Here is a 25468-nt window from a genome sequence, read left to right as displayed (position 1 = left end):
CTTTAACAAGTGTAGTGCCTACCGCCTATGCTATTGAAATATAATAATTAAAAATCATGCCAAATTTAACTTTGTAGTGCCATAAAATTAATTATTGCATATTATTCAATAACCTATTGACGCGCAATGTTAAGGCTGGGTTAACGCGGGACAGGTTAAGGTTAATCCGTTCGTGGTGAGCCCTTCGGCTGCGCTCAGGAGAGCCCTGTCGAACCATGGGCGAATTAACCATCCCCCCCCCTTCGACAGGCATACGCATCGAGCTAAAAACGGCCACACCAGACCACGTCTGCTCTTTCCAAAGTTGCTATTAAAGCACGTAGCCCGTATGCAGCGAAGCGGAATACGGGAATGGCGTGGCTCCGAGCTTCCCCGGATTGCGCTACGCTCCCATCCGGGCTACGCTGTTTAGGCTCGCCGAAAGCGATTGGTAGCGATTTAGCAGTGGGGATGTCTGTGCTTAGGATTTGATCGTAAACAACTTCCCTATTTTAGGGAGTGTTCGGTAGCTCGATTGGCAGGCCCCTCACCTAGCGCTAGGTGAGGGGCCGCATGGAGCTGGCATAGAGCCTTAGCCGAGCCCCCGGCGGCGGCTAAGACACTGCCGAAATTTGAAGTGCGAAAGGCATAACGAGTAAATTACTCCCTTTTGATTGAAAAATCGTCTTAGAATAAAAGGTATGGGATGTGTCTATCGAGGACCGCCGTAAACCCATCCATGGGGGCTTGACGGCAGCGTTCCCTGCTGCCGACATCCTCGCTAGCCACACCCCATACCTTCATAAAGTTAACTAATTTTTGAGTATAAAGGGAGTACAACGATTTGCGGACGGATAGAACTTAAGTGATAAAATATCGTCAATTATGAATCATGATTCGACGGCGCCGTTCCTCAAATTCGCTCCGCACCGAATCCTTTACAATCACTGATTATATGACTCTAACTTAATAATGAAATCCGTTGAATTACTTTCTCCTGCCGGAACCCTTAAAAACATGCGTTACGCTTTCGCTTACGGCGCGGACGCTGTTTATGCCGGCCAACCGCGATATAGCCTGCGCGTGCGCAATAACGACTTTCTTGCCGACAACTTAGCCAAAGGCATCGACGAAGCGCACCGGCTCGGAAAAAAATTTTTTCTGGCGACCAATGTCATTCCGCATAATAGCAAAATCAAAACTTTCCTGGCCGATATCGCCCCGATCATCGCGATGAAACCGGACGCATTGATCATGGCGGACCCCGGCTTGATCATGATGGTTCGGGAAAATTGGCCGGAAATGCCGGTGCATCTCTCCGTGCAAGCCAATACCGTCAACTATGCCACAGTCAAATTTTGGCAAACCATCGGGGTAAAACGCATTATTCTGTCCCGGGAATTATCGCTCGATGAAATTGCCGAAATCCGTCAGGAATGCCCGGACATGGAACTGGAAGTCTTCGTGCATGGCGCCCTCTGCATTGCCTATTCGGGCCGCTGCTTGCTATCCGGATATTTTAACCACCGCGACCCTAACCAAGGCACTTGCACCAATTCCTGCCGCTGGAAATACGACACACTGCCCGCCCATGAAAATGCCGAAGGCGATTATGTCTTGGACGGCGGCGCCTTGTCGATGTCCGAAATCAGTAATGCCAGCTGCGGCGGCGCCGAGCGCCACCCCTTGGCTGATAAGGTTTATTTTTTAGAGGAAGAAGGGCGTAAAGGCGAATTGCTGCCGGTCATGGAAGATGAAAACGGCACCTACATCATGAATTCGAAAGACCTGCGCGCGATCGAACATATTCAACGCCTGGTCGAAATCGGCGTCGACAGCCTTAAAATAGAAGGTCGAACCAAATCGCATTATTACGTGGCACGAACCGCGCAAACCTATCGCCAAGCAATCGACGACGCACTGGCCGAACGTCCGTTTAATCCACAATTGCTCGGCGTCTTGGAAAACCTTGCCAATCGAGGTTATACGGACGGCTTTTATCAACGCCACCACACGCATGAGCATCAAAACTACATTACCGGTTATTCAAAAAGCCATCAGCAACAATTCTGCGGTGAAATTAGACACTTCGATTCGGCGACCGGCATGGCCGAAATCGATGTTAAAAACAAGTTTTCGGTCGGCGATAAAATTGAATTGATTTTGCCCGAAGGCAACCGCGACATTATCATCGAACATATGGAAGACCTGCACGGAAATCCTATGCAAGAAGCCTTAGGCGGCGGCTACGAGGTAAAAATACCGCTGCCGGAAATAAATCCGCAACACGGATTGTTGGCGCGTTATTTTTAGGACTTGGTCATAAATATACCCGTCGTAGCTCAAAATTCGGCGCCTGGGGTCCGCTAAAGGACGCCGTGAACCCAGCACCTAAATTCCATAGTTCATTGGCTATGGTTAACTATATTGGATAATTTAGGTGCTGGGTGAATACGTCCATGTAGGCTCTATGCCAGCTCCATGCTGGCAAAGCCTTTATGAACGCCATGGATGGCGTGAATGTCGATTTTGCAGGAGCGAAAATCGACCGGACACCCAGGCGCCTCCTCTGGCACTGCCGAAATTTGAAGTGCGAAAGATATAACGCAACCATAAGCTTCTAAAATGGAATGAACACAAATGCGAATACATCGTTGCTATAACCGTCGTCGGTTTTGTATTCGCGGTAGCCTTTCGACACCGCCATTCCTAAAACATATTGGACACCATTGTACTGAATAACTTCGGAACCTTTTTGTCCGGTCCGCATCGCAAAAAAACGGTCGTCTATCGCCAACGAATCTCCGGCACCGAGCGATGCGTGATTAGCCGAAGCAATGATCATCTTATTGCGGTCGGTAAAAAACGCAAAACAACCCTCGAGCAATTTTCCCGCTTCGTCGCGAGGTAAAACTTCATCGAGCATACTCGAAAACTGCGGCTCACTGTCAAAAACGATGCCGATCCCGCCGAGCACTTGATCCGGACTTGCCAAATGCGTGATCGAGGCATTATAAATATAGGTGTGACGGTTACCGTAAAATGGCGTCCGGATGAAAGGCGAAACGCTGTAGTTCTGTGAATCGCTATTCCTCAACGCAGCTACCGCCCCGCTTCGCTCGTCGACTTGCATACCCAATAACGAGCGCTCGTAAGAGTTCGACACCGCCAAGATACGGCCGTTTTTATCGTAAAGATAAAGATTGGTATAAACCGTGTACAAAGCGTTGATGTATTGCAATATGTCCGTCATCCGCTGCTCATCCTTTGGCGAGATTTCCGGCTGAGCCAAACAGTGTCTAAAAGTCGATGTCAACGCCCACCACCGGCAATCGTTAGCTCGTTCGTATAAATTACGATCCATAATATCGACCGCCAACGACGCCAAAAACCCTGCATTGTTCAAATGCGAAGACATGACCGTGACTTCCTGAAGGCTATTGACCGAATCGGCGAATATATTCGCAATATCGGAACCGATTTGTTTGATGGCCTCCAAAACCGGCATAAATTCGGCCGCATTTTTCCGGGCCGATGCAATCTGACCGTTAAGCACCAACAAGCCGAGGTCGGCATTGATATCGGAGGAGGCTTTGCGAATATCTTTCAACTCTTGAGGGAAGGTACTGGCTTGATCGATAATATCGGTGTTAGCGCTTCCTCTATCGACTGCTTCATTACGTTTAAAAGCCGTTTCCAACGGAGTCATCATGCGCCCGGTCCAACCCAATCCTAAAAAACCTTGATATCCTTTGGTTTGTCGAGTGTTAACAATATATTCGCGCAGCTTATACGATGCGATATTGACCGGATTAGCATTCGCAAAAGCCGCTTGTAGCGGCATTAATTGCTCATCGCTACTGGCGATTACTTTTCCGTCGGCACCCAATATCATCAACGCGCCATCGTCATCCGGTGCTAGTAGATCGCCGAAAATGCCAGCCATTTCATCGTCGAACCGAAAACATAAACATAAAACGCCTATTGCTTTCGATCCTTGCTGGTTACTTTCGGTTATTTTGCAGGAATAAATCAGCGAATGCCGTTTATTCGACTGTAATTCCGAATATCGAAACGTTTCGGTATATTCCGCATTCGATTTTAGAGTTTCGGCAATGAGGGGGTCCGCTGAATGACTGATCGGGTTCTCGTTGTTCAAATGCGCTTTAACCCGCCCCTCGGTATCGAAAATAATGATCTCGTCATATACGCTATACTTCTTTACATATTCGCGCAGTCGATTTTCGATAAAATCAACTCCTTCCCGATCTGAGTTTCCGGAAATAAGAAAAGAGCGAATATCGTCGTCTGTGGCTAAAAAACCCACATCCGCAGTCCTTTCAAACAAATTACGAATCAGTAAATCGATCGCGACTTGCGCCTTCGATGAATTATCGAGCACCAATTTTCTCAAATTCTCGACTAGCAAATTATATGTCAGCTTCTGTTGCAACTCGCCGAATTTACTTTTCGTCAAATTCATGTCGTCAAGAATGGTCGACGCCACATTATGGCTATTGATCTTACCGATCAACGCAATTTTCCCCCACCAATCGTTTAGCGAGGCAAGACGAGCCTCGTAACTCTTTACGGCCGGCATGACAGCCAGCAACTTAGTTTTATTTGTTTCAATTATCGTGTTCATAAATTGTTTAATTTATCCGTCATTTGTATCTCCATTCCTAAATTCAAACACTAATCATGCCAAAAAAATATTTTAAAGCAGAAATAAAATACCCGCCTCTTTCTATTCTTAAGCAATGCACCACTATTGCACAATAGCGCACTATTTCGACTCATCAAATACATCCATACCAAACTATTTTTACCGCAATTCTGTTATGATATGTTTCCAACAGCCTTAATCACGGTAATGCCAATGACGTTTACCACTGCCGATCTATGTGACGAATACTCCGGAATTAACGGCTTTCAAATCGCCGACCCCACTTTCAGAATATTCGGAGCAACGCCGGCTTTTTGCGGGCAAATTACGACGATTAAAACTTTTGAAGACAATGCATTAGTCAAATCAACCTTATCGACAAAAGTATCGAGACGCGTCTTAGTCGTCGACGGCGGAGGCTCGCACCGCTGCGCCCTGATCGACCGGGAGCTTGCTCAATTGGCCCACGATAACGGCTGGCAAGGAATCGTGGTCTATGGCTGCATTCGCAATGCGGCCGCAATCGATACGATTCCGATCGGGATTCGCGCGCTCCACGCACATCCGCTTAAAAGCGCGACAAAAGGCCACGGAGAACAGGATAGCATTGTGACTTTCGCAGGCGTACAATTTAGAAAAGATTATTTTTTATATGCCGATAGCGATGGAATTATCGTCTCAGAGGCAAAGTTAGAGTTGAAGTAACACAGCTTTACTAAAGGTAGCGCATACCGCCTAATCTATTGAATTGAACAAATTAAAACATCATGCCCACTTTTACGCAGCTTTTCAAAAGTAACTATTCAGTCCCCCCGGCAATTATCGTTTCCACACCCTGCGTGGGAACGCCTGAGGACCGCTCCAGCGGTACGAGACGCTAGAGCGTCTCGGTCTTCATTCCCACGCCGGAGCGTGGGAACGATAGGGGTGTGAATAATTACTTTCAAAAAGCTCAGGCGACAATGTAGCGCCATACTATTTGCTTTTATTCATTATTCAATATTTTATGATTGGCAAATATTAAAGCTGGGTTAAAATAACCTCACCTTAACCTACTAGTTTAGTCAAGATATGCATATAATACTCGCCAACCCCCGTGGATTTTGCGCCGGAGTGGATAGGGCCATTGAAATCGTTGATCAAGCTCTCGAAGCTTTCGGCGCCCCGATATATGTCCGCCACGAAGTCGTCCATAACAGAACCGTCGTCGACGGCCTTAAAGATAAAGGCGCGATTTTCATCGAAGATGTGAGCGACGTCCCTGTCGGCTCTTATTTAATTTTCAGCGCGCACGGCGTTTCGAAAAAAGTCCAAGAAGAAGCCGAGGAGCGCAATTTAACCGTTTTCGACGCAACTTGCCCACTAGTCACCAAAGTCCATTTGCAAGTTGCCAAGCACGCCAAACAAGACAGAGAGGTCATACTGATAGGTCACGCCGGCCACCCGGAGGTCGAAGGCACAATGGGTCAGTATGAAAAATGTACCGATAACGGCGGAATTTATTTAGTCGAAACACCGGAAGATGTCGCCAAGCTAAAGGTCAATAATCCTGATAATCTAGCCTACGTGACGCAAACGACGCTGTCCATGACCGACACCAAAGTGATGGTCGACGCTCTCCGAGCACGTTTCTCCTCAATTCAGGAACAGAAAAAGGACGATATATGTTATGCCACGCAAAACCGGCAGGATGCCGTTTATGATCTTGCCAACAAAACCGACTTGATTCTGGTGGTCGGCTCTCCCAATAGCTCCAACTCCAATCGCTTACGGGAAATCGCCGAACAACTTGGCAAACCGGCTTATTTAATCGACACCGCTAACGACATGAACCGAGAGTGGTTCGAAGGCATCGATGCCGTAGGCGTTACTGCCGGAGCGTCGGCACCGGAAGTCCTGGTACAAGAGGTCATCAGCCAACTGAAAGCCTGGGGCGGTCAATCGATTACCGAAAACAAAGGCATTGAAGAAAAAGTCGTCTTTTCCCTGCCCAGAGGCCTAAAAAAAACCGCATAACCTTTGGCTTTTCAGAAAAAACCGGGCAAGGACGCCCGAAAACGCGAATCAAGCACTAACCCCTCCCATAATCCGCCCATTCACCTTTCACCTTTCACCTTTCACCTTTCACCTTTCACCTTTCACCTTTCACCTTTCACCTTTCACCTTTCACCTTTCACCTTTCACCTTTCACCTTTCACCTTTCACCTTTCACCTTTCACCTTTCACCTTTCACCTTTCACCTTTCATCTTTCATCTTTCATCTTATCTATTCATGCAACCGGCCGGTTCTGCCGTTGAGCATACCAACGCATGAAATAACCTTTAGGCAAATGCACACCGTTGCGCACATAAAATAAATTATATTCATTATTAAGCGTTGCATTCAGCAAGCGCCGCGACGCCCCGGTACCGCAAAACAAAATTTGATCGCCGACTTTAATTCGATAGTCGTCGGGGGGAAGCACGCTTATCACCTCTCCGGACTTAACGACAAAGGCAATCAAATCAAGTTTTCGATTAAAATTATCGGGATGTTTTAAAATATCCCCCAACAGCACCTGCTCCCCTTCCTCCAAGCATGCAGCAACTGCGCTACAGCGGTCTTTCTCAATATCCACTGTGATTAAATGCGGCTGCCTACGCCCGATTTTTTGCTCGAGCTGCTGAATCACCTTCGCCATATCCTCCTTTCTACCCGGTTCGTCTTTCAACAAATGCTGAAAAAAAGGCTTCAATAGTGGAGCGACCAGCAAAAATAAAACACGCCGCGCGGTCACCAACGTCGGCTGCATAATCATATCGATTTGCGACGCCTCGAAAGCAATTCGATTTTCATGGCGATTTTGCCGAACCAAGGTAAATAAGTCGCCATTCAGTTTACGCGCATTTAGCAATATTCCCAGATTATGTCCGTCATCATCGGTTCCCGCCAAAATTCCTACGGCATTTTCTATTCCGGCCTGCGCCAAGGTTTTAGCCGTGGTCCGCCCCACGATGTAACTATCGATCCCCTCTTCTTCACTACAATCATGCGGATCGATAACTACTGTCTTCATACCTTGCTTGACCAAGGCATGATTGATTTCATGCCCCATCCGTCCGTAGCCGCAGACAATCCATTTTCCGAACGGCGGCTTAATAGCATCGCTGAGGCGAACCCGCGGCGCCCTAACTAGCCAGTTATTCAACGGATAAAAGCTAGGATGCGTCATCGTCGTCACCAACACCTTCGCGAACATTTTGAACGGATCGACGATATGAACCTCACCTCCCAAATTCGCGAGCGTTTCTTCGAAAACATCGACCTTTGATAACGTAATAATTCTGATACTCGGATTCAACAATCGCGCCAATGCAGAAATTTTTAGATTAATCTCTTCGTTATTGGTTATTGCAACAATCGCTTGGCAATTGCGTCTTCTGATGCCTGCTTCGAGTAAATGCTTAGGCACGCTTGCATCTGCGCATAAACCCGGCATCGGCACCCGGTAATCCCTCAACGTCAACGCCCTAATCCGATCCTCATCTCCATCGATGAAGACTGCCGGCACACCATAATCGCTTAAACCGCGAGCCAATACGCTACCGGTGTCGCCGAAACCGCAGATAATAAAATAAGGCTCGGAAATTCTAAGCACCTGCCGAGAAAACTTTCGCTCCTCGACCGCACGCACAAAGAAAGGGTTTTGGAAAAGTCTTACGATACTTCCTATCGCATAAAACCAGGTAATCACGCTCACATACAGACAAACCATCGCCCAGAGCCTTTGAGCATCGTTAAATTCAAAAGGAATTTCTCCAAAACCGGTCGTCGTCGCGGTATAGGTCATAAAATAAAACGCGTGAAAGACACTTAAGTATTGGGGCTTACCGTCGACTTCATGACCGGGAATAAAGACCATTCCCAAAATTGACACCGCATAAACCGTAATCAAAGCCATCACGGGCCTGCGCATTTCGCGCATGACAATAAAACTGACTCGGCTTAAATCGGTACTTTCCGCCATGTCCTACCCCTTTATTAAATCATTCATTACAACCGAGACATCAGCGTATCGGATACCAAAATAATGACGGATATAAAATTAGCCAGCAAGGCCCCGCCGCTCAGCGAGATAATGCTTACCATTACATCGGACGTCAATCCGGTTTCGGTCACATGAATAACAACAGTCCAATATGTGGCTGCCGCCACCAAGTGTAGGTCGGCAACCAAGCTAGTCGCCAATAACACAGCACCAATTTGCGAACGATCGCCTAATTTCAAACCAGTCGCAATAAAATTAACGACGATAATCGCAAACAACTCAAACACATTGTGATGCTCGGGATTATCCATCTCCCCTAGAAAGAATCCGAAATTCAAGGTTAATGACAACACGATAAAAAAACCGAAAACGACTTTCTCAAAATTCATCTAAATAATGCTCCGGAATATAAATCAAACTGTGAATGTTATCCTAATCTGTATTAGAATTAGAAAGATATTAACAATCGATAAAAAATCACAACGCTGACTGATATTTATTGTTAAAATTGTAAGCTTTGAATTACAAACCGGAGAATTACAATGGCATTAACCGCAATGGACCTTGTTGCCGCCGCTAAGAAAAACATCAAAGAAGTGGATGTTGCGTCGGCAAAATCAGATTTTTCCAAATATTTAGTTCTAGACGTCCGAGCCCCCGGTGAATTTGTTGCCGGTTCTCTTCCCGGAGCCATCAACATTTCGAGAGGTGTTTTGGAATTTAAAATTGCTAGCCACCCGGATTTCGAAAATCAACAAGATGCCGATATTTTAGTTTATTGCCAGACCGGCGGACGCTCGGCACTAGCTACCGAAGTGCTTAATAAAATGGGTTATAGTAAAGCCGTCAGCCTAGAGGGCGGATATCAAGCTTGGCAAAAAAGCGACGCAACCGACGAGTAAATGCCCGCTGTTGAATCGTTAAGATTGGATAAATGGCTATGGGCTGCGCGCTTCTTCAAAACGCGCAAGCTCGCTGCCGATGCGGTATCCGGCGGAAAGGTTCACCTGAACAATCAAAGAACCAAACCGGGTAAGGAAATTGGCATTGGCGCCAAGCTGTCCATCCATAAGGATCAATATAGCTGGGATATTACCGTCACGGGCCTAAACAGCCAACGCCGACCCGCTTCCGAAGCGACTCAACTTTACGAAGAAACCGCGGAAAGCCGAGAAAAACGGCAACAATTAATTATTCGCCAACGCGAAGAACAGGCTAATTTCGAGCATTTCGAAAGACCCTCCAAACCGAACAAAAAAGACCGTCGGTTGATTCACCGCTTCAAACGAGGCTGACCCCTGGGCGCCTCAATCACAAACAAGTCGGAGGCTTCGGCAACCCGGCCAGTTTACAAGCAGACCTCAACGGCCCCTCCGGAAACAATCGTTGCAAATAACGGCTATTGCCCTTTTCCGAACCTAAATGCTTAGCTACTGCCTTAGTAAAAACCCTGGCGTTTGGCAAATGTTTAAATTGAAGATAATAGTCTCTAATAAAAAAAATGATTTCCCAATGAGCATCGGTTAATGTAATCGAATCGGCCTTAGCAAGATCGCGCGCCACCGCCTCGTCCCAGTCATTCATATCGACCAAAAACCCTTGCTCCGTCAGAGCGGGAAGCTCTCCTTCGACACTCAGCACCATGACAAAGACTGCTTATGCGTAACGGCTAATTCGACCCACTCGGCGTATTCGATAGCCCTGATTCCGTCAACCAAATCGCCCCGGTCAACACCGAATAAGGCCAAATCATCGGACAATGCACACAAATAACAACTCTTAGCCGATTGCTTTAAAACCTTCGTCATACTCCCTCTCTCGATTAGACGAAGTATTGATGGACCTATAAAAACCACCGCATCGCCGGCTTCAATACGCTCCAAAACAACATCCACTTCGGATGACTGAAAAATCAAATGCAACATACTGAATTATTCGATATGTGTTAACTTCAGACCTACTAATCCGACAACGACCAAGATAATGGAAAACAACCGCGAAACTTCGGCGGACTCCTTAAAAAGCACGATACCGATAACGGCAACCCCGACCGCTCCCATGCCGGTCCATACCGCGTATGCAGTACCGAGCGGCAACGTTCTAATTGACAGCATCAGCAAATAAAAACTAGCCGCACCAAAAACGATTGTCATTAAACTTGGCCAAAGACGTGTAAAACCTTGGTTATACTTTAAGCTCAATGCAAATACAATTTCCGCCAAACCGGCACATAACAACAAAAACCAAGCCACGCGCTTCAATCCTTCATAGACTTATTAATTAAATATTCTACAATATCAAATCGTTTGATAGACCGACTGCACATCGATTTTCAGCCTACCACATTAATACTCAGAATGTTTTGCGGGTTTCTGCTCCGACAAAAAACCGCCATCTCAGACCCTCGATGCTTGTAGCGACTCAACCAGCCCATCGGCGCAGATCCGCACTTCGCCTAAAGGCTGTACTTTTATAAATTATTTGCACCCATTATGAACAAGCAATCGGATCACATCGTACGCGACCAACGTCAGATCATCAATCATCTGGCTCTGCTGATTAACGAGAAGACCCTAATCAATCTAAACATCGGCAATAACGAATCCTTCATCACCACATTAATTGCCATCGATACGGACACACATAGCCTTCTGTTCGACCTCAGCCCGAAGGAATACCAAAACAGACAATTACCGGATACATCAAATGCAGTCTTCCGCACCGTATTGTCGGGCATCAAAATTAAATTCGAGGGCAAAGACATCGCCAAAACCCACTACCAAGGCGATGACGTCTTTGCCATGCCAATACCTGAAAGCATGCTGTGGCTGCAACGCCGTCAATTTTATCGAATTAAATCGCCGATTTCGAAAACCAGCCATCTAAAACTAAGCGTTAAAGACCAAGTCATTCCACTTCGCCTCTACGATATTAGCATCCCCGGCTTTTCCTTGTTAAACGATTCAGAGCCGCTTAACCAAATATTAACGCCCGGTAAAATCTTTAAAAATTGCCGACTGGTCTTGGACGGCCTTGGAGAAGGCGAGATCGAGTTTATAGTGCTCTACCGCATACCATTAAACCCGAATAAGCCGGACAAAACCATGAAAATAGGCTGCCGACTCACCTTAATATCACCCGCCTTCGAGTCCTGTATACAACGCTATATGCAGCAGATCGAACGAGAACTTAAACAAAAAACCTAAACGGACATGCCCTTAACACCCGACAATAGAATCTATACGGTTTCACAGCTCAACCGGGAAAGCAAACGAGTGCTCAACGAGCATTTTTTCTCGGTGCGGGTAGAAGGCGAAATCTCCAATTTAAGCACACCTTCCTCCGGCCATATTTATTTTTCCTTGAAAGATAGTGCCGCGCAAATCCGTTGCGCGATGTTCAAGACCCAACTGCGCCGCCTCAAGTTTAAACCGGCGAACGGACTGCAAGTGATTGCAACCGCACAAGTCACCTTATACGAGCCTCGCGGCGATTATCAGCTAGTCGTCGAAAACCTCGAGGAAACCGGGGACGGCGCACTGCGCATGGCCTTTGAAGCGCTTAAGCATCAATTATCGAAGGAAGGACTGTTCGACGCCTTGCGCAAAAAGCCTCTACCGACACTGCCTCATCGCATCGGCATCATTACCTCTCCTAGCGGCGCTGCAATCAGAGACATTCTGACCGTGCTAAAACGGCGCTTTCCGGCTATTCCGGTCGTTTTGTATCCGGTTTCGGTGCAAGGAGATAACGCCAAACACGATATTGTCCGGGCATTGAATCTGGCCAACACGCTCGACCAATGCGACGTATTGATCCTCGGCCGCGGCGGCGGCTCTCTGGAAGATTTGCAAGCCTTCAACGAAGAAATCGTCGCGCGCGCAATCTCGGCAAGCGCTATCCCGGTTATCGCCGGCGTCGGCCATGAGATTGACGTGACGATCGCCGATTTTGTTGCCGATCTTCGCGCCGCAACACCTTCCGCCGCCGCCGAGCATGCGGTTCCCGATCAGCGAGAATGGCAAAGCCGTTTTATTGCGCTGGAAACCAAACTTTCGCAACATCTCGGCAGACAACTTACGCAAAAAACACAAACTTTAGCCTGGCTCGATAAGCGGCTAAAACAACAACACCCCGGCCAAAAACTAGCCGCTAACGCCCAACGCCTTGACGAACTGGAATTAAGGCTCACCCGTGCGACTCGGCGTAAACTGCTGCAATGTCACTCGAATATAGACACTCAATCGGCAAAGCTACATAACCAATCGCCTGCGCGCATAATCAACAGCCTTGCCCTACAACAACATTATCTTCAGCAGCGTCTCAATAACGCCTGGCAACGCAAACTCGAACACTTACATCAGCGGCTCAACCAAGCCGGCCAAACGCTTCATGCGGTCAGTCCTTTGGCAACGCTGAATCGAGGCTATGCCCTCGTCACCGATGCGGAAACGGGCGCAGTAATTCGCTCGACCCGGCAAATCGAAAAAAACGCTGTTGTATTGACTCGTTTAGCCAATGGACGATTTACCAGTCGCGTGGAAACGATTACCGAGGATTAAAAAAACTCCGCACCAAAATCAATCCGCAAACGAATCATCGACACTTTATTAGCCAAGCAACGGCCACTGCCGAATAACCCGATAATCAACGCCCCCAGGCGCGGCACAGGATTCAACCAAACAAAAAGTATTGGAATGCCAAATAATCGGTTCGAATTCCGTTTGAACCGATTGCTTGGCTTTTCTTATCAGTGTCACATGCGGTCGATAAGCTCGCTCATCAATAGGATGATCGAGCGATGAAACCATTGCAGACAAATGCTCGACCAAAATCATCGCCTTATCATCCGGATTACTGCTGGTTAAGCATATTATGCCCGGCTTTCGCCAAAAACTAAGCTCATCGAAATGGATCGTGACCGGCTCAAGCTTTTTCATTTCGTCGGCGGCCCGAACCATCGCCGACTCGAGTACATCGCCAACAGCCCCTAAAAATACCAATGTTACATGCAGGTTACCCGGGTTAACCGGCCTATCTCCAGGCTTTAATAAACGATGCACCAACTCTTCGCATTGCCTTCGGATTGCATCATCCGGCCACAACGCAAAAAACAATCTTTTCACGATTATTCAGCCTAAAAACAACTAAAGTAATCCAACATCAATTCTTCGCAATTGAAAAACTGTCTGGGCAATTTAAAATAGATATAAAGCCTCATAACGAATTCAGATAAAACACCGAATACAGCTAATCTGGACATGGCGATCAACAGGCGAGAACTGCTTTTTGGTGAACTTCGCCATATACCGACAGCCCACCAAAGCACAGGCGCCGCAAGAATAAAATGAATATTCCACCAACTCGAAACACTGATGCCCCCGGTCCAAACCCAATAATCCGCACCATATAAAGCGCCATTCAGGACCACAAAAAAAGGCCAAAAAATCCGCCACAATTGAAATTCGCCTAACCACCCTGCCAACAAATACTGGTAAGGCCCGTCTGTCGAAAGCGCGGTTTCCATCGCGTCCTGCTCCGGAAACGGCGCGCTAATATACAATACCGCATAGAGACAAACAGCTACGATACACAGCTCGACAAGCCCGATCAGGCTGCCTTGCGCGATAATCAACGCTAAAGTATTGATGAACATGAGCAAGCAACCTCGAAATAAATTGACGGCTATACGATAATTAAGTGACTTAATAAATATTGCTGCAGACCGAATTGTTCGGCGTGACGGAGTTTGCTATCCATCCGCATCAAGCTAAGCGAAGCACCCCGCTGCCAAATCGCTACCGACCTCTTTCGGCAATTCTAAACTGCGTAGCCCGGATGGAGCGTAGCGCAACCCGGGAAGCTCGGAGCTACGCCATTCCCGTATTCCGCTACGCTGCATACAGGCTACATGTTTTATACCTTTCGCACTTGAAATTTCGGCATTGCCTAAGGAGGCACCGGGGTGTTCGGTCCTCATCTAACGCTAGGTGAGGGACCTACATGTACGTATTCAACCAGCTCCTAAATAAGCCATGATTTTGAATAATTGCCAAAGACCTATGGAATTTAGGTGCTGAGCCTCTGCCAAGCGAGTTACCGAACCCGCTACAAAACTCATAGCTCCAGGAAGTTATTTTTCACGAAATCCTTAGGCTAAACCGGAACGTTGGGGATGGGTTAAATAACCCGCCCCGCATGAGTATAAAGGTAGTAAAAGGTGCACGAAGCGCATTCTACGATTCGCGCTTATGCCCCAGAGTCATCCGGCCATGCAACGATTTCTGCCCATTTGCTTGGCTTGATAAAGCGCCTTGTCAGCCCGATCGAAAATCGATTCGGCCGTGTCGCCTTCTCGGAATTGGCTAATGCCGCAGGACAAGGTGATAGTAAGAAACCCGTTACCTGAGTTGAAACGTGTTTTTTCGATAATTTTTCGTAACTTATTGGCCAGTGTCAATGCTGATTCCTGATCGGTTTCAGGGAGCAACATTGTAAACTCCTCCCCCCCGAAGCGTGACAAAAAATCCAAGTGCCGACAATTTTCACTCAATAATTTAGCAATGATTTTCAATGTCTTGTCGCCGGCTTTATGACCCAATGTATCGTTAATATTTTTAAAATGATCGATATCCCAGATGATCAGCGTCAATGGGCTTTTATGCCTATTCCAACGAGTTATCTCGAGCTCGAGACGATTATCGTAAGCCATCCGATTACCGAGCCCTGTCAAAGGATCGCGTAATGCCCTATCAAGGGCTATCGATAATTTTAATTTCAAATCGCTCGATTCGCTTTCCATGCGTTTAATTTTATCGGTCAATTCATTCAGCTGTCGCTCGGTTTTTTGCCTTGCTCTTTCCTCATTTTCCCGATGGTGCAAAATCTCCTTATTGATTAGAGCAATACGGGTACCGATCAACTGCTTAAGCGGCTCCAATGTTGTTGCTTTAGCAGAGCTGTCTTGTAATTCCTGCATTTGCGTCGAAACAAAGCGATCGAGTTCGTTACGGTTGATCTGCGTTTGTCGATTCGCGTCATTCGCACCGATCGCTTGCAAACCTAACTCGGTTAATTGCTCGGTCAACTCAGACAAAAAATCCTTAATATCTTTTTGTTCGGATTGAATATGATTTTTAATTTTAACTAACAGCGAAACGTAATCGTTCAATAATTGTTTGAACGAAGAAGCCGAAGACTGATTTTGCAATCGCGATTTTAACCGCTCGGTCGACTCCTCGAACTCGAACGGAATCTCAATATCTTCCAATAATAATAAAAGCTGTTGACTGAGTATCTCGGTTTTGATTTTATCGGCGTGACCCGATAGAGCAGCGGAAGACTCTATAGATTGAGGCTCAGTTGCATTGACCAAGGCCAAAAACAACTCATCGTTGGTTTTAAATTCGCCGTTTTCGAATTTTTGCTGCAATACCTTTAAAACCTTGACGGTCTTGTCATCGGTATACAATTTGAGCAAATAATCGAACAAAAGCACGGCATTGAAAGCACTCATCTCGGAATCACCGATATTGAATGAAAACTTGGTCAAGCCTTCGAGTTCTATTTTTAATTGCGCGCTCTTCAACCCGGATTTAACTGTTTTATGAATCCGCATCAAAAAAGGGTCGAGTTGATGATTCAACCCTTTCGCCGCTAAAGTCAGCCGGGCTATTGTTTTACATAACAGTACTTCGTTTTCTTGCGTTTGCTTGTCGGCAGTTTCCTGCTCGTGCAGCAACTTAAAATACTTACCTTTCCATTCGCTATCGAAATCTTTCCTAGACCAAGCAACCATCGAACAAACCTCTGATTTAACCCATAGCCATCGGGCGGTTAATATTATTGACTGGAACTTTCCTTTTCTATTAGACGATTCATGACTTCAATCATGTTTTGCTGAGTCTTGGCCAGCGACCCGCTTGTACGGTATTTACCGTTGATAATCAAAGCGGGAACGCCATTGACGCCATAACGAGCCGCCATGGTTTTAGCTTGGCGCACTTTGTAATCAACAGGAAAGGAGTTATAGGCATTGCGGAAATCGACCTCAGTAACGCCATGCTCGCTAAAGAACTTAAGCAGCTGTTCTTCGCTTTCCATTTTTTGTTTTTTGTTCTGAATCGCATCGAAAAAATCGGCATGCACCTTATCGACGACACCTAGCGCTTCCGCCGTGAAATACGCCTTGGCGTGTTTTTCCCATAAACTACTAAAGATAGCCGGCTGCCGGATAAAATCAACATTATCGGGCTTAGTTTTTAGCCATTTGTTCAAATAAGGTTCCAAATGATAGCAATGCGGGCAGCCGTACCAAAAGAACTCGATCACTTCGACCTTATCGGGGTTTTGAGTCGGTTGCGGCGTAGACAAGACTTCGTAACCCGGAGATTTTGCATTTACCAGACCGGCTAAACCTAATAACACAAAAAAAGCACTAACAACAATTTTATTATTTAACATGATTCAAGTTCTCCTTAAAATGCAGGCTCGATAAAAACATATTGACGCCAAAAAAGGCAAATAACGTGACAAAAAACCGATAATCGCCCACCAAACTATCGAATTACCATTCAAACCTTTGCCCAGCTTTAACATCTTCCGGTTATAAAATATTAAAGCCGGGCAATAATGACATACCGGGAAATTTAATTTTACCGATCCGCTAAGGATTTCGTGAAAAATAACTACCTGGAGCTATGAGTTTTGTAGCAGGTTCGTTAACTCGCTTGACAGGCCCAGCACCTAAATTATCAAAGGAAGTTAACCATAGCCAACGAGCTATGGAATTTAGGTGCTGGGTGAATACGTCCATGTAGGCTTGACGTCGGAATCTGATTGCCATGGATGGCATGTATTAGGGCAATGCGGGCAGAAAAATGCTCCTGCATTTTCTACATTCATTACATCCTTGTAACTCAGCAATTGCCGAGGAGCAAAAATCTGCCCTGTCGCCGACACCTGCCAATCGAGCTACCAAACCTGCTTACCTTGCATTAAAAATAGGGAGGTTATTTATAACCAAATCCTAAATAAACGACCGAACGGAATTGCCGTTCGGTCGTTACACAAGCACACGGATCGTAAGAAATGCGCTTAATCGGAGGATTATACCTTTCGCACTTCAAATTTCGGCAGTGCCTGAGGAGGTGCCTGGGTGTCCGATAAAGGCTTTGCCAGCATGGAGCTGGCATAGAGCCTACATGGACGTATTCACGGCGTCCTTTAGCGGACACCCAGGCGCCGAATTTTGATCTACGATGGGTATAAATCAGCGGTCTAAGTCGCCTTATAAAAGCAGTGGGGCATTGCTTACTTCATGACCGAAATATGATAAGACACTGCTTTGATTTCGCGTTCAGTCATTTTTTTGGCAATCATATGCATCATATTTTCGGGGTTATTACTCCGCTCTCCGCTTTTGAAATCGATGAGCGTCTTGATCAAATAATCGGCATGCTGCGACTTAAGCGCAGGAAATGCCGCCGGCCTGTTCCCTTCTCCAAAAGGACCGTGACAAGCGATGCAAGCAGACACCTCGCTCGCCAACACCCCATTCCGGTAGAGATCGCTACCTAAGGCCAATAGCTCTTTGATGTCTTCACTTGCACCTGCAGAATCCTCGCTGTCATCTTCGTCGTCATCTTCGTCTTTTTGCAAGACCGGCAGACTATTCGTAGAAATCTTTTGCTCGGCATAATAGGCGGCAATATCGGCCATATCTTTATCGCTCAAGCCCATCGCGATCGGACTCATCATCGGATTGTTTCGTTCTCCGCTTTTGAAGGCATTTAGCGTCTTGATCAGATATGAGGCATGCTGTTGAGCTAACTTCGGAAAATTGGTTACGGCACTATTGCCGTTTTCGCCGTGACAACCCGCGCAGGCGGTCGCTTTTTCTTTTCCTGCCTTACTATTGCCTTCTGCATGTAGAATGACCGGCTGACTCATGAACAACAGAGCAATTGAAAGTGCCAATAGTTTATTTTTCATTAGATTCCCCTTCCGGAATAGTATAATTCTAGCGATTTCATTTTAATTATCTAACCGGCTCTTTTGTCCGATAGCAGCATTGCAAAAATACAGTTAAACCCATGGTTAAATCAAAATTCGGCACCGGGACGCTTGCAAATGACTCACAGCCTCATTACCTATCATTAAACATAGCCAATTGAGGGACGAAAAAGAGAGCCAATAGCATTATTGTCAAACAAAATAGCTTCGTCACAAAAGCCAAAAACATGTCCGCTCGAAGTATAAATCATAAAAGCCGACCCTAGCGGTTTTTCATTGGACCGCGACGATTTGCGAACCTCAAAGGCCGACCCCCCCCTCAAGCGGCACAGGCCTATCGGATCTATCCGGAAATTTTACTCTAAATACCCCAGCTAAGCGAGATAACGATGAATCCAGTGTATCATCAAGCAAAATTCATAAATAGCGCCCCTCACGTTAAAGACGCCCCCGAGGATATAGGACTCGAGGTCGCATTTGCGGGCCGCTCCAACGCGGGTAAATCCAGCGCAATCAATACGCTGACCGGTCAAAAATCGTTGGCGCGTATCAGTAAAACCCCAGGAAGAACTCAATTATTGAATTTTTTCTCGATAACGGAAACCACGCGCTTTGTCGATTTACCGGGCTATGGTTATGCCAAAGTGCCATTGGAAATCAAAAAACAATGGCACCGCATGATCGAAACCTATCTAAATAATCGTAAAACGCTATGCGGCATTGTGTTGGTAATGGATATTCGCCATCCACTGACCGAATTCGACCGCCAAATGGTAGACTGGTGCAAACAAACCCGGCTGCCGTTACATATCCTGCTAACTAAAGCCGATAAATTGAAATTCGGCGCGGCAAAAAGCACCTTACTAGCCGTGCAAAAAGAAATTTCAGGCGCTCAAGTCCCCGTTACTGTTCAATTATTTTCGGCCTTAAAAAGGCAAGGCGTCGACGAAACCCATCACTTACTCGATCAATGGCTGAACTTTGAATCGTCATAAACTCGAAATAATTTCGATGCTCTTAGGATTTCGCGATATACCTTTCGCACTTCAAATTTCGGCAGTACCTAAGGAGGCGCCGGGGTGCTCGGCAAAGGCTTTGCCAGCATGGAGCTGGCATAGAGCCTACAGGGACGTATTCACGGCGTCCTTTGACGGGCACCTCGGCGCCGAATTTTGATCTCCGATGAGTATAAATAACGTCCTAGAACGAGCTATATTGAAGGTTCGGCAACACGTTTGACAGGCTTCGCCAGCATGGATGATGGCATTAAGCATGGACATATTCACCCAGCCCCTAAATTCACTACCATTAAGTTAAGGGAAGCCCGTCATTCCGCCATGGACTGGCGGAATCCAGTGCCATGGATGGCAAGCTTTGGAGGCAAAGTAGATCCTGGATACAAGCATTACTTAATTCTGTGATGGCTTAACTTAATGGCAGTGGCCCCTAAATTCCATCGGTCATGGTTAATAGTCTTACTACTCCCTTCTTACTGAAGAATCGTTCAACTTTGTTGGGTATGGGGTAGCCTATCGAGGAGCGCCGTGAACCCGTCCATGGGGGCTTGACGGCGGCTCCCTGCCACCGACATCCTCGCTAGGCATACCCCACACCTTCTCGTTCTTATACGCTTTTTCGGTCAAAAGGGAGTAATTTAGGTGCCGGGTCCTTTGACGGGCACACCTGCGCCGAATTTTGATCTGCTATAGGTATACTTTTTCTAAAAAATTCTAACGACATCGACTTCAGATAACATATTCGACACCTTCGCGCGCCATGTTTAACTCTATACCTAATTTTTGGTTCTGTTCGAGCAATTGACGATAGATTTTATCCAAATCCATATCGGTGCGATTGGGTTCGTGATGGGTAAAAAACAAGCGCTTGACATCGGAACGGACCGCCAAGTTTAGCCCTGATTGATAGGTTCCATGCCCCCATCCCTTCTTAAACACATACTCTTCCTCGGTATAGGACGCATCGACAATCAATGCATCGACACCATGTAGAAAGGCGCACACTTCGATGAATCTTTCATCGACCATGGTTTGAAAAGGCTCGTATTCCTGATCATCGGGCCGGTAAATATTAAACAACGGTTCGTAATCCCCGGTAAAAAAAACAGACCGGCCGTCGCACTCGATGCGATACCCGAAATTTAGAACAGGATGATTCAGCAATAACGGTGTAATTCGGGCGTCGCCCACCATAACGCTTTTGCCTGGCATCAAAGTCACATAACGAACAGTTGCTTTTAACTCGGCCTCCCGAATCGGAAAAAAACTGTATTGTAATTGAACAGCCAGCGCCCTTTGTATGCCTTGCTGAGTCACTGGGTCCAACCCGCCGTATATCGTGATACGATTGCCCGGCATAAAAGCGGGCGCAAAAAAGGGCAACCCCTGAATATGATCCCAGTGCGTGTGGGTAATGAAAATATGCGCATCGACCGGCTTGTCTTTATCCAGTTGTTGCGATAACGAATAAATGCCGGTACCCGCATCGAGAATTATTAACTCCCCGCTATCGGTACTAATTTCTATGCAGGTAGTATTCCCGCCATATTTGACAGTATTAGGCCCCGGTGTCGGAATGGAGCCACGGACACCTCTGAATTTCAATTGCATGCAATCCCTCGATTCAACGTTGTAAATATACGTTTCGCACTTCAAATTTCGGCAGTGCTTAGGAGGCAGGGGGGCGTCAAATGCGGAGTCTGATTGCCAAAGATGGCATGAATGCGAATTTTCGCTCCTGCAAAATACTCACACTCCCGAACCAAATTTCCAATTGAACGATCATTTGCAACTAATCATCATTAAAGCCTCTGTTTTAATCGAGCTCAAATCACCCAGCGAAACGATCAACTCCTCCAAAGACAAACCGAACAACGAGAACTGCGCTTCCGAAAACATATCGATTACCGGATTACCCCCGTCACCAAAGCACAAAACTTTACTGATTTGATTAGCGGCGGCAACACTATCGCGCAAGACGTCGGCGCCGTCCTCATCGTGATGATGCTCGATCGCAGCACCGATTTTTTCAGAAAAGCACCACTTATCAATTAGCAACTTACCCAAACGAGCGTGATCGATACCTAAATACTGTCGCTCCATCAAATGTAAAGAAACATTCCGCTTACGGCTTTCGATCAACGCCTTACTAAAGGATTCGGGCAAACACTGTGCAAAGACCAACTTACCAAAGTCATGCAATAAACCGGTAACGAAATAATCGCTGCATTCATTTGGCGATAAGGCTTGTCGCTCGGCGAGTAACTTTATAATCAATGCGGTCGTCAAGGAATGCATTAAAAAACTATTCGCATTTAAGCCCGTTTTTTTATCGGGCTTAAGAACACCAATTGCCGCAATGGCTAACGCCATGTTCTTGACTGTATTGATTCCCAGGTGAACGACAGCGCGTGTTATCGAACTGATTTTATGAGGTAAACCGTAATAAGGGGAATTAATGATTTTTAAAATCTTGACCGTCATTACCGGATCGCATTCGATAATTTGTACAAAATCCTTGGCGGAAGATTGATTGTCATCGGCTAACTTTAAAATGCTTTGCACGCTTTTCGGAAAAGCAGGCATACTCTCCACAAACATGAATAACTTGTTGTCGACAGCGGCAACCATTGGGAATGCTCTCTTTAGATAAATGTCATGATGTGAGTACCGACACAACTTTTTAAGGCCGTTCATTCCGGCATAGACTACCGAAGTCTTATCACAAGGCCACGAAACGCCGAAACCTGACCAGCAAAGGGTATATAGTTACGATATTCTAAGCATAGCAGAGAAACGCTATCGGAAAGAGAGCCCCAAAGATAAGAATTCATTCAATGGGGCTTGAGGAAAAGAATCAGTCCATTAAAGAGGGGGGAGGGGAATGGACTGACCCAACGTCATAACTGACGTATAACATTACGATTTAATAATATTGGAAAAGTTCAATCCTTATAAAAACGTAATACATCTAAAAAATGACTAATGCGCCTCATCCCAATTCAAACCGGTACCGATATCGACGATCAACGGCACATCGAGCGTTGCCGCCGAACTCATCAAACCCCTCAATCTTTCGACGCACTCGGAAACGGCCGACTCGGCGATTTCGAAAACCAGTTCGTCATGCACCTGCATGATCATTCTGGCATCGGGCGAGTCTGTTTGTAGCCAGCGATCGCAAGCGATCATCGCGCGTTTTATGATATCGGCGGCTGTACCTTGCATCGGCGCATTGATTGCGGTCCGTTCGGCGTATTGACGGCGCGCGGGATTGCGCGAATTGATTTCCGGCAAATAAAGCCTACGGCCGAATAAAGTTTCGACATACCCCTGTTCTTTCGCCAACACCCGGATGTTATCCATGAACGCCTTGACACCGGGGTACCGCGCGAAATACATATCGATATAAGATTGCGCCTGCCCTCTCGTCAAGCCTAGTTGCTGCGCCAAGCCAAACGAAGACATGCCGTAAATCAAGCCGAAATTGATCGCCTTGGCCGAACGCCGCAAATCGGCGGTAACTTGCTCAGGCTCGACCCCGAAGACCTCGGCCGCGGTCGCGCTATGAATATCCTGCCCTTGTTTGAAAGCTGCCAACAGACCGGCATCGCCGGACAAATGCGCCATGATGCGCAGCTCGATCTGTGAATAATCGGCCGCAACCAACACATAGCCCGGCGACGCGATGAAAGCCTGCCGTATTCGCCTGCCTTCGGGAGTGCGAATCGGAATATTCTGGAGATTGGGATCGGACGAAGACAAACGACCGGTCGCCGCGACCGCTTGATGATAGGAGGTATGCACGCGCCCGGTTTTCGGATTGACCTGTTGCGGCAATTTATCGGTATAAGTCGATTTCAACTTGCTGGTTGTGCGATGCTCGAGAATCAAACGAGGCAACGGATAATCGGCGGCCAATTCCTGCAGCACCGATTCGTCGGTCGACGGCTGACCGGTCGGAGTTTTTTTCAGTACCGGCAAATTCAGCTTATCGTAAATAATGCTTTGAATTTGCTTCGGCGAGCCCAAATTGAATGCCTGTCCGGCCAGGTCGTGCGCATGCTGCTCGATCGAGGCAATCTGGGCGGCCAACTCCTGGCTCTGCCGCGCCAGCATTTCGGTATCGAGCAATACCCCGTTTCTCTCGATACGCGACAACACCTCGACCAGAGGAATTTCGATTTCTCGATACAATTGCACCAACGGCGGATTTTGGTCGAGTTTTTCACTCAGAACTTCATGTAAACGCAAGGTGATGTCGGCATCTTCGGCGGCATAAGGCGTCGCCTGTTCGATAGCGACTTCCTGAAACGGAATCTGTTTCGCGCCCTTCCCCGCAACATCTTCGTAATGTATCGTCGTATAGTTAAGATACTTCTTCGCCAAATCATCCATATTGTGCTTGGTCGCGGTACTGTTTAACACATAGGATTCGAGCATCGTATCGTGAGCAATACCTCGCAGTTCTATACCGTGATTAGCCAGCACGTTGGCGTCGTATTTAAGATTCTGTCCCAGTTTGGCTTTATTCGGATTTTCCAGCAAGGAACGCATTTTTTCCAATACGGCGGTTCTATCGAGTTGCTCCGGCGCATCCGGATAATCGTGCGCGACCGGCAGATAGGCGGCATGCCCGGCTTCGACCGCAAACGATATTCCGACAATTTCGGCGCGGCTGTAATCCAGACTGCTCGTTTCGGTATCGAACGCAAACAACTCGGCCTTGTCGAGCTGCTCATACCACCGTGCAAAATCGAGTTCGGTCAAGATCGTTTCATAACGCGCCTCAATCGCTTGCGGACTTTCAACAGCTTTCGCGTCCCGGCCGGAGCCGGCTTCGCCGGACTGTTCCAGTATTTTCAACCAAGACGTAAAACCCAATTCGACAAGCATCGACTCGAGTTCGCCTTGATCGACCGTATTCATTTTCAATTCCTCCGCCGAGCATGGCAACGGAACATCGCAATCAATCGTGGTCAATTGCTTCGACAACGGCAGTTGATCGAGCGCATTTCGTAGATTCTCGCCGATCTTGCCTTTGATTTGATCGGCGCATTCGATCAATCTTTCCAGCGTTTGATATTCGTTTAGCCATTTAGCCGCCGTTTTCGGCCCGACCTTCGGCACGCCGGGAATATTGTCGACCGTGTCCCCCATCAAGGCCAAATAATCGATGATTTGTTCAGGTGTCACGCCGAACTTCTCGATCACGCCTTGGCGATCGGTGCGGCTGCCGGACATCGTGTTTTCGAGCGTGATATGCTCGGTAACCAATTGAGCCATATCCTTGTCGCCGGTTGAAATAACAACCTGAAATCCGTCTCGCTCGGCTTGCTTCGCAAATGCGCCGATAACATCGTCCGCCTCGACATCGGGCAGCATGATCAAGGGCAGGCCCATCGCACGAATCAAGCGGTGCAAGGGTTCGATTTGTACGCGCAAATCGTCCGGCATCGGCGGTCGGTGCGCCTTGTATTGATCGTATAAATCATGTCTAAAGGTCTTTCCCGGCGCATCGAAAATAACGCCGATATAATCGGTCGGATGATCGACCATCAATTTACGCAGCATATTGGCCACCCCGTAAATCGCATTGGTCGGCGCACCATCCGGACTGGTCAAAGGCGGAACCGCATGGTAGGCGCGAAATAAAAAAGACGAGCCGTCGATTAATACCAAATATTTTTGTTTATTTTGGATCATGCCGATGTGTTTGTGATTTAAATTAAGGTAACTATTCAGCGCATGCGGTAGGCTGGTGT

General features: G+C 47.0%; 22 protein-coding genes. 8 read left to right on the top strand and 14 right to left on the bottom strand.

What is annotated here, in order from left to right; genetic code table 11:
• Positions 1-951: 951 nt before the first annotated feature.
• Entirely contained in the window at positions 952-2292 is a 1341-nt protein-coding gene (yegQ, locus tag WJM45_RS02140; RefSeq protein WP_341327360.1) for a tRNA 5-hydroxyuridine modification protein YegQ, read from the top strand.
• Between the two features lie 307 nt (positions 2293-2599).
• Here the strand turns inward: yegQ and WJM45_RS02135 are convergent, their stop codons facing one another.
• Positions 2600-4624: a cache domain-containing protein gene (locus WJM45_RS02135; RefSeq protein WP_341327359.1), complete on the bottom strand. Its 2025-nt coding sequence runs from the start codon at positions 4622-4624 to the stop codon at positions 2600-2602.
• A 234-nt stretch (positions 4625-4858) separates the two neighbouring features.
• Between WJM45_RS02135 and rraA the strand changes: the two genes are divergently transcribed.
• Both rraA and ispH read left to right on the top strand, forming a co-directional pair.
• Entirely contained in the window at positions 4859-5350 is a 492-nt protein-coding gene (gene rraA / locus WJM45_RS02130) for a ribonuclease E activity regulator RraA (protein WP_341327358.1), read from the top strand.
• A gap of 366 nt (positions 5351-5716) precedes the next feature.
• Positions 5717-6661: a 4-hydroxy-3-methylbut-2-enyl diphosphate reductase gene (ispH, locus tag WJM45_RS02125; RefSeq protein WP_341327357.1), complete on the top strand. Its 945-nt coding sequence runs from the start codon at positions 5717-5719 to the stop codon at positions 6659-6661.
• Between the two features lie 254 nt (positions 6662-6915).
• Here ispH and WJM45_RS02120 read toward each other — a convergent pair whose 3' ends face one another.
• Together WJM45_RS02120 and WJM45_RS02115 are read right to left on the bottom strand one after the other, a co-directional pair.
• A complete protein-coding gene (locus tag WJM45_RS02120) occupies positions 6916-8652 on the bottom strand; it encodes an NAD-binding protein (RefSeq protein WP_341327356.1) in 1737 nt (578 codons plus the stop codon).
• A 26-nt stretch (positions 8653-8678) separates the two neighbouring features.
• A complete protein-coding gene (locus WJM45_RS02115) occupies positions 8679-9062 on the bottom strand; it encodes a DUF6394 family protein (protein WP_341327355.1) in 384 nt (127 codons plus the stop codon).
• A gap of 153 nt (positions 9063-9215) precedes the next feature.
• On the opposite strand from WJM45_RS02115, the gene WJM45_RS02110 reads away from it, so the two are divergent.
• Entirely contained in the window at positions 9216-9575 is a 360-nt protein-coding gene (locus WJM45_RS02110) for a rhodanese-like domain-containing protein (RefSeq protein WP_341327354.1), read from the top strand.
• Complete coding sequence (locus WJM45_RS02105; protein WP_341327353.1) at positions 9576-9968, top strand: S4 domain-containing protein; 393 nt, start codon at positions 9576-9578, stop codon at positions 9966-9968. It abuts the gene before it with no gap.
• A gap of 16 nt (positions 9969-9984) precedes the next feature.
• Here WJM45_RS02105 and WJM45_RS02100 read toward each other — a convergent pair whose 3' ends face one another.
• From WJM45_RS02100 to WJM45_RS02090, 3 genes are read right to left on the bottom strand one after another with little or no spacing between them, the layout of a single operon-like run.
• The gene (locus WJM45_RS02100; protein ID WP_341327352.1) at positions 9985-10317 is read right to left on the bottom strand and encodes a TusE/DsrC/DsvC family sulfur relay protein; all 333 of its coding nucleotides are present in this window, start codon (positions 10315-10317) and stop codon (positions 9985-9987) included.
• Positions 10308-10598, bottom strand: coding sequence for a DsrH/TusB family sulfur relay protein (locus WJM45_RS02095; protein WP_341327351.1), 291 nt, complete (start codon positions 10596-10598; stop codon positions 10308-10310). The genes WJM45_RS02100 and WJM45_RS02095 overlap by 10 nt, the downstream gene beginning before the upstream one ends.
• A gap of 6 nt (positions 10599-10604) precedes the next feature.
• Positions 10605-10925 carry a multidrug efflux SMR transporter gene (locus WJM45_RS02090; protein WP_341327350.1) on the bottom strand — a complete coding sequence of 107 codons (321 nt, stop codon included), beginning with the start codon at positions 10923-10925 and terminating at the stop codon, positions 10605-10607.
• A 240-nt stretch (positions 10926-11165) separates the two neighbouring features.
• Here WJM45_RS02090 and WJM45_RS02085 point away from each other — a divergent pair, with 240 nt between their 5' ends.
• On the top strand, positions 11166-11879 hold the full coding sequence (locus WJM45_RS02085; protein ID WP_341327349.1) for a flagellar brake protein: 714 nt from the start codon (positions 11166-11168) through the stop codon (positions 11877-11879).
• Between the two features lie 6 nt (positions 11880-11885).
• Entirely contained in the window at positions 11886-13235 is a 1350-nt protein-coding gene (gene xseA, locus WJM45_RS02080) for an exodeoxyribonuclease VII large subunit (protein ID WP_341327348.1), read from the top strand.
• A gap of 48 nt (positions 13236-13283) precedes the next feature.
• Here the strand turns inward: xseA and thpR are convergent, their stop codons facing one another.
• The 5 genes from thpR to WJM45_RS02055 all read right to left on the bottom strand — a co-directional run bounded on the left by thpR (position 13284) and on the right by WJM45_RS02055 (position 18666).
• Positions 13284-13799 (bottom strand): RNA 2',3'-cyclic phosphodiesterase, encoded by a 516-nt coding sequence (thpR, locus tag WJM45_RS02075; protein ID WP_341327347.1) that lies wholly within the window; start codon positions 13797-13799, stop codon positions 13284-13286.
• Positions 13800-13810: 11 nt separating this feature from the next.
• Entirely contained in the window at positions 13811-14329 is a 519-nt protein-coding gene (locus WJM45_RS02070) for a hypothetical protein (RefSeq protein WP_341327346.1), read from the bottom strand.
• A gap of 606 nt (positions 14330-14935) precedes the next feature.
• Entirely contained in the window at positions 14936-16471 is a 1536-nt protein-coding gene (locus WJM45_RS02065) for a GGDEF domain-containing protein (protein WP_341327345.1), read from the bottom strand.
• 44 nt (positions 16472-16515) lie between these two features.
• On the bottom strand, positions 16516-17136 hold the full coding sequence (locus WJM45_RS02060; RefSeq protein WP_341327344.1) for a thiol:disulfide interchange protein DsbA/DsbL: 621 nt from the start codon (positions 17134-17136) through the stop codon (positions 16516-16518).
• Positions 17137-17985: 849 nt separating this feature from the next.
• Positions 17986-18666, bottom strand: a complete 681-nt coding sequence (locus tag WJM45_RS02055) for a c-type cytochrome (RefSeq protein WP_341327343.1) — start codon at positions 18664-18666, stop codon at positions 17986-17988.
• A 410-nt stretch (positions 18667-19076) separates the two neighbouring features.
• On the opposite strand from WJM45_RS02055, the gene yihA reads away from it, so the two are divergent.
• Complete coding sequence (gene yihA / locus WJM45_RS02050) at positions 19077-19682, top strand: ribosome biogenesis GTP-binding protein YihA/YsxC (RefSeq protein ID WP_341327342.1); 606 nt, start codon at positions 19077-19079, stop codon at positions 19680-19682.
• 750 nt (positions 19683-20432) lie between these two features.
• On the opposite strand, the gene WJM45_RS02045 is transcribed toward yihA, so the two are convergent.
• The 3 genes from WJM45_RS02045 to polA form a co-directional block, all read right to left on the bottom strand.
• Entirely contained in the window at positions 20433-21314 is an 882-nt protein-coding gene (locus WJM45_RS02045) for an MBL fold metallo-hydrolase (protein WP_341327341.1), read from the bottom strand.
• 171 nt (positions 21315-21485) lie between these two features.
• Positions 21486-22334 (bottom strand): HDOD domain-containing protein, encoded by an 849-nt coding sequence (locus WJM45_RS02040; RefSeq protein WP_341327340.1) that lies wholly within the window; start codon positions 22332-22334, stop codon positions 21486-21488.
• Positions 22335-22685: 351 nt separating this feature from the next.
• Positions 22686-25409 (bottom strand): DNA polymerase I, encoded by a 2724-nt coding sequence (gene polA / locus WJM45_RS02035; protein ID WP_341328903.1) that lies wholly within the window; start codon positions 25407-25409, stop codon positions 22686-22688.
• Between the last annotated feature and the right edge of the window lie 59 nt (positions 25410-25468).

The sequence above is a fragment of the Methylotuvimicrobium sp. KM2 genome (genome assembly GCF_038051925.1).
GTDB lineage: Bacteria > Pseudomonadota > Gammaproteobacteria > Methylococcales > Methylomonadaceae > Methylotuvimicrobium.
The sequence above is the reverse complement of the archived record's forward strand: the minus strand, read 5'-3'. Positions and strand labels throughout refer to the sequence as shown.

What these genes read in the sequence shown, in the direction of transcription:
- yegQ (WP_341327360.1), top strand. Translation starts at nt 952, where the DNA reads ATGAAATCCGTTGAATTACTTTCTCCTGCCGGAACCCTTAAAAACATG.
- WJM45_RS02135 (WP_341327359.1), bottom strand. Translation starts at nt 4,624, where the DNA reads ATGAACACGATAATTGAAACAAATAAAACTAAGTTGCTGGCTGTCATG.
- rraA (WP_341327358.1), top strand. Translation starts at nt 4,859, where the DNA reads ATGACGTTTACCACTGCCGATCTATGTGACGAATACTCCGGAATTAAC.
- ispH (WP_341327357.1), top strand. Translation starts at nt 5,717, where the DNA reads ATGCATATAATACTCGCCAACCCCCGTGGATTTTGCGCCGGAGTGGAT.
- WJM45_RS02120 (WP_341327356.1), bottom strand. Translation starts at nt 8,652, where the DNA reads ATGGCGGAAAGTACCGATTTAAGCCGAGTCAGTTTTATTGTCATGCGC.
- WJM45_RS02115 (WP_341327355.1), bottom strand. Translation starts at nt 9,062, where the DNA reads ATGAATTTTGAGAAAGTCGTTTTCGGTTTTTTTATCGTGTTGTCATTA.
- WJM45_RS02110 (WP_341327354.1), top strand. Translation starts at nt 9,216, where the DNA reads ATGGCATTAACCGCAATGGACCTTGTTGCCGCCGCTAAGAAAAACATC.
- WJM45_RS02105 (WP_341327353.1), top strand. Translation starts at nt 9,576, where the DNA reads ATGCCCGCTGTTGAATCGTTAAGATTGGATAAATGGCTATGGGCTGCG.
- WJM45_RS02100 (WP_341327352.1), bottom strand. Translation starts at nt 10,317, where the DNA reads ATGGTGCTGAGTGTCGAAGGAGAGCTTCCCGCTCTGACGGAGCAAGGG.
- WJM45_RS02095 (WP_341327351.1), bottom strand. Translation starts at nt 10,598, where the DNA reads ATGTTGCATTTGATTTTTCAGTCATCCGAAGTGGATGTTGTTTTGGAG.
- WJM45_RS02085 (WP_341327349.1), top strand. Translation starts at nt 11,166, where the DNA reads ATGAACAAGCAATCGGATCACATCGTACGCGACCAACGTCAGATCATC.
- xseA (WP_341327348.1), top strand. Translation starts at nt 11,886, where the DNA reads ATGCCCTTAACACCCGACAATAGAATCTATACGGTTTCACAGCTCAAC.
- WJM45_RS02070 (WP_341327346.1), bottom strand. Translation starts at nt 14,329, where the DNA reads ATGTTCATCAATACTTTAGCGTTGATTATCGCGCAAGGCAGCCTGATC.
- WJM45_RS02065 (WP_341327345.1), bottom strand. Translation starts at nt 16,471, where the DNA reads ATGGTTGCTTGGTCTAGGAAAGATTTCGATAGCGAATGGAAAGGTAAG.
- WJM45_RS02060 (WP_341327344.1), bottom strand. Translation starts at nt 17,136, where the DNA reads ATGTTAAATAATAAAATTGTTGTTAGTGCTTTTTTTGTGTTATTAGGT.
- WJM45_RS02055 (WP_341327343.1), bottom strand. Translation starts at nt 18,666, where the DNA reads ATGAAAAATAAACTATTGGCACTTTCAATTGCTCTGTTGTTCATGAGT.
- yihA (WP_341327342.1), top strand. Translation starts at nt 19,077, where the DNA reads ATGAATCCAGTGTATCATCAAGCAAAATTCATAAATAGCGCCCCTCAC.
- WJM45_RS02045 (WP_341327341.1), bottom strand. Translation starts at nt 21,314, where the DNA reads ATGCAATTGAAATTCAGAGGTGTCCGTGGCTCCATTCCGACACCGGGG.
- WJM45_RS02040 (WP_341327340.1), bottom strand. Translation starts at nt 22,334, where the DNA reads ATGGTTGCCGCTGTCGACAACAAGTTATTCATGTTTGTGGAGAGTATG.
- polA (WP_341328903.1), bottom strand. Translation starts at nt 25,409, where the DNA reads ATGATCCAAAATAAACAAAAATATTTGGTATTAATCGACGGCTCGTCT.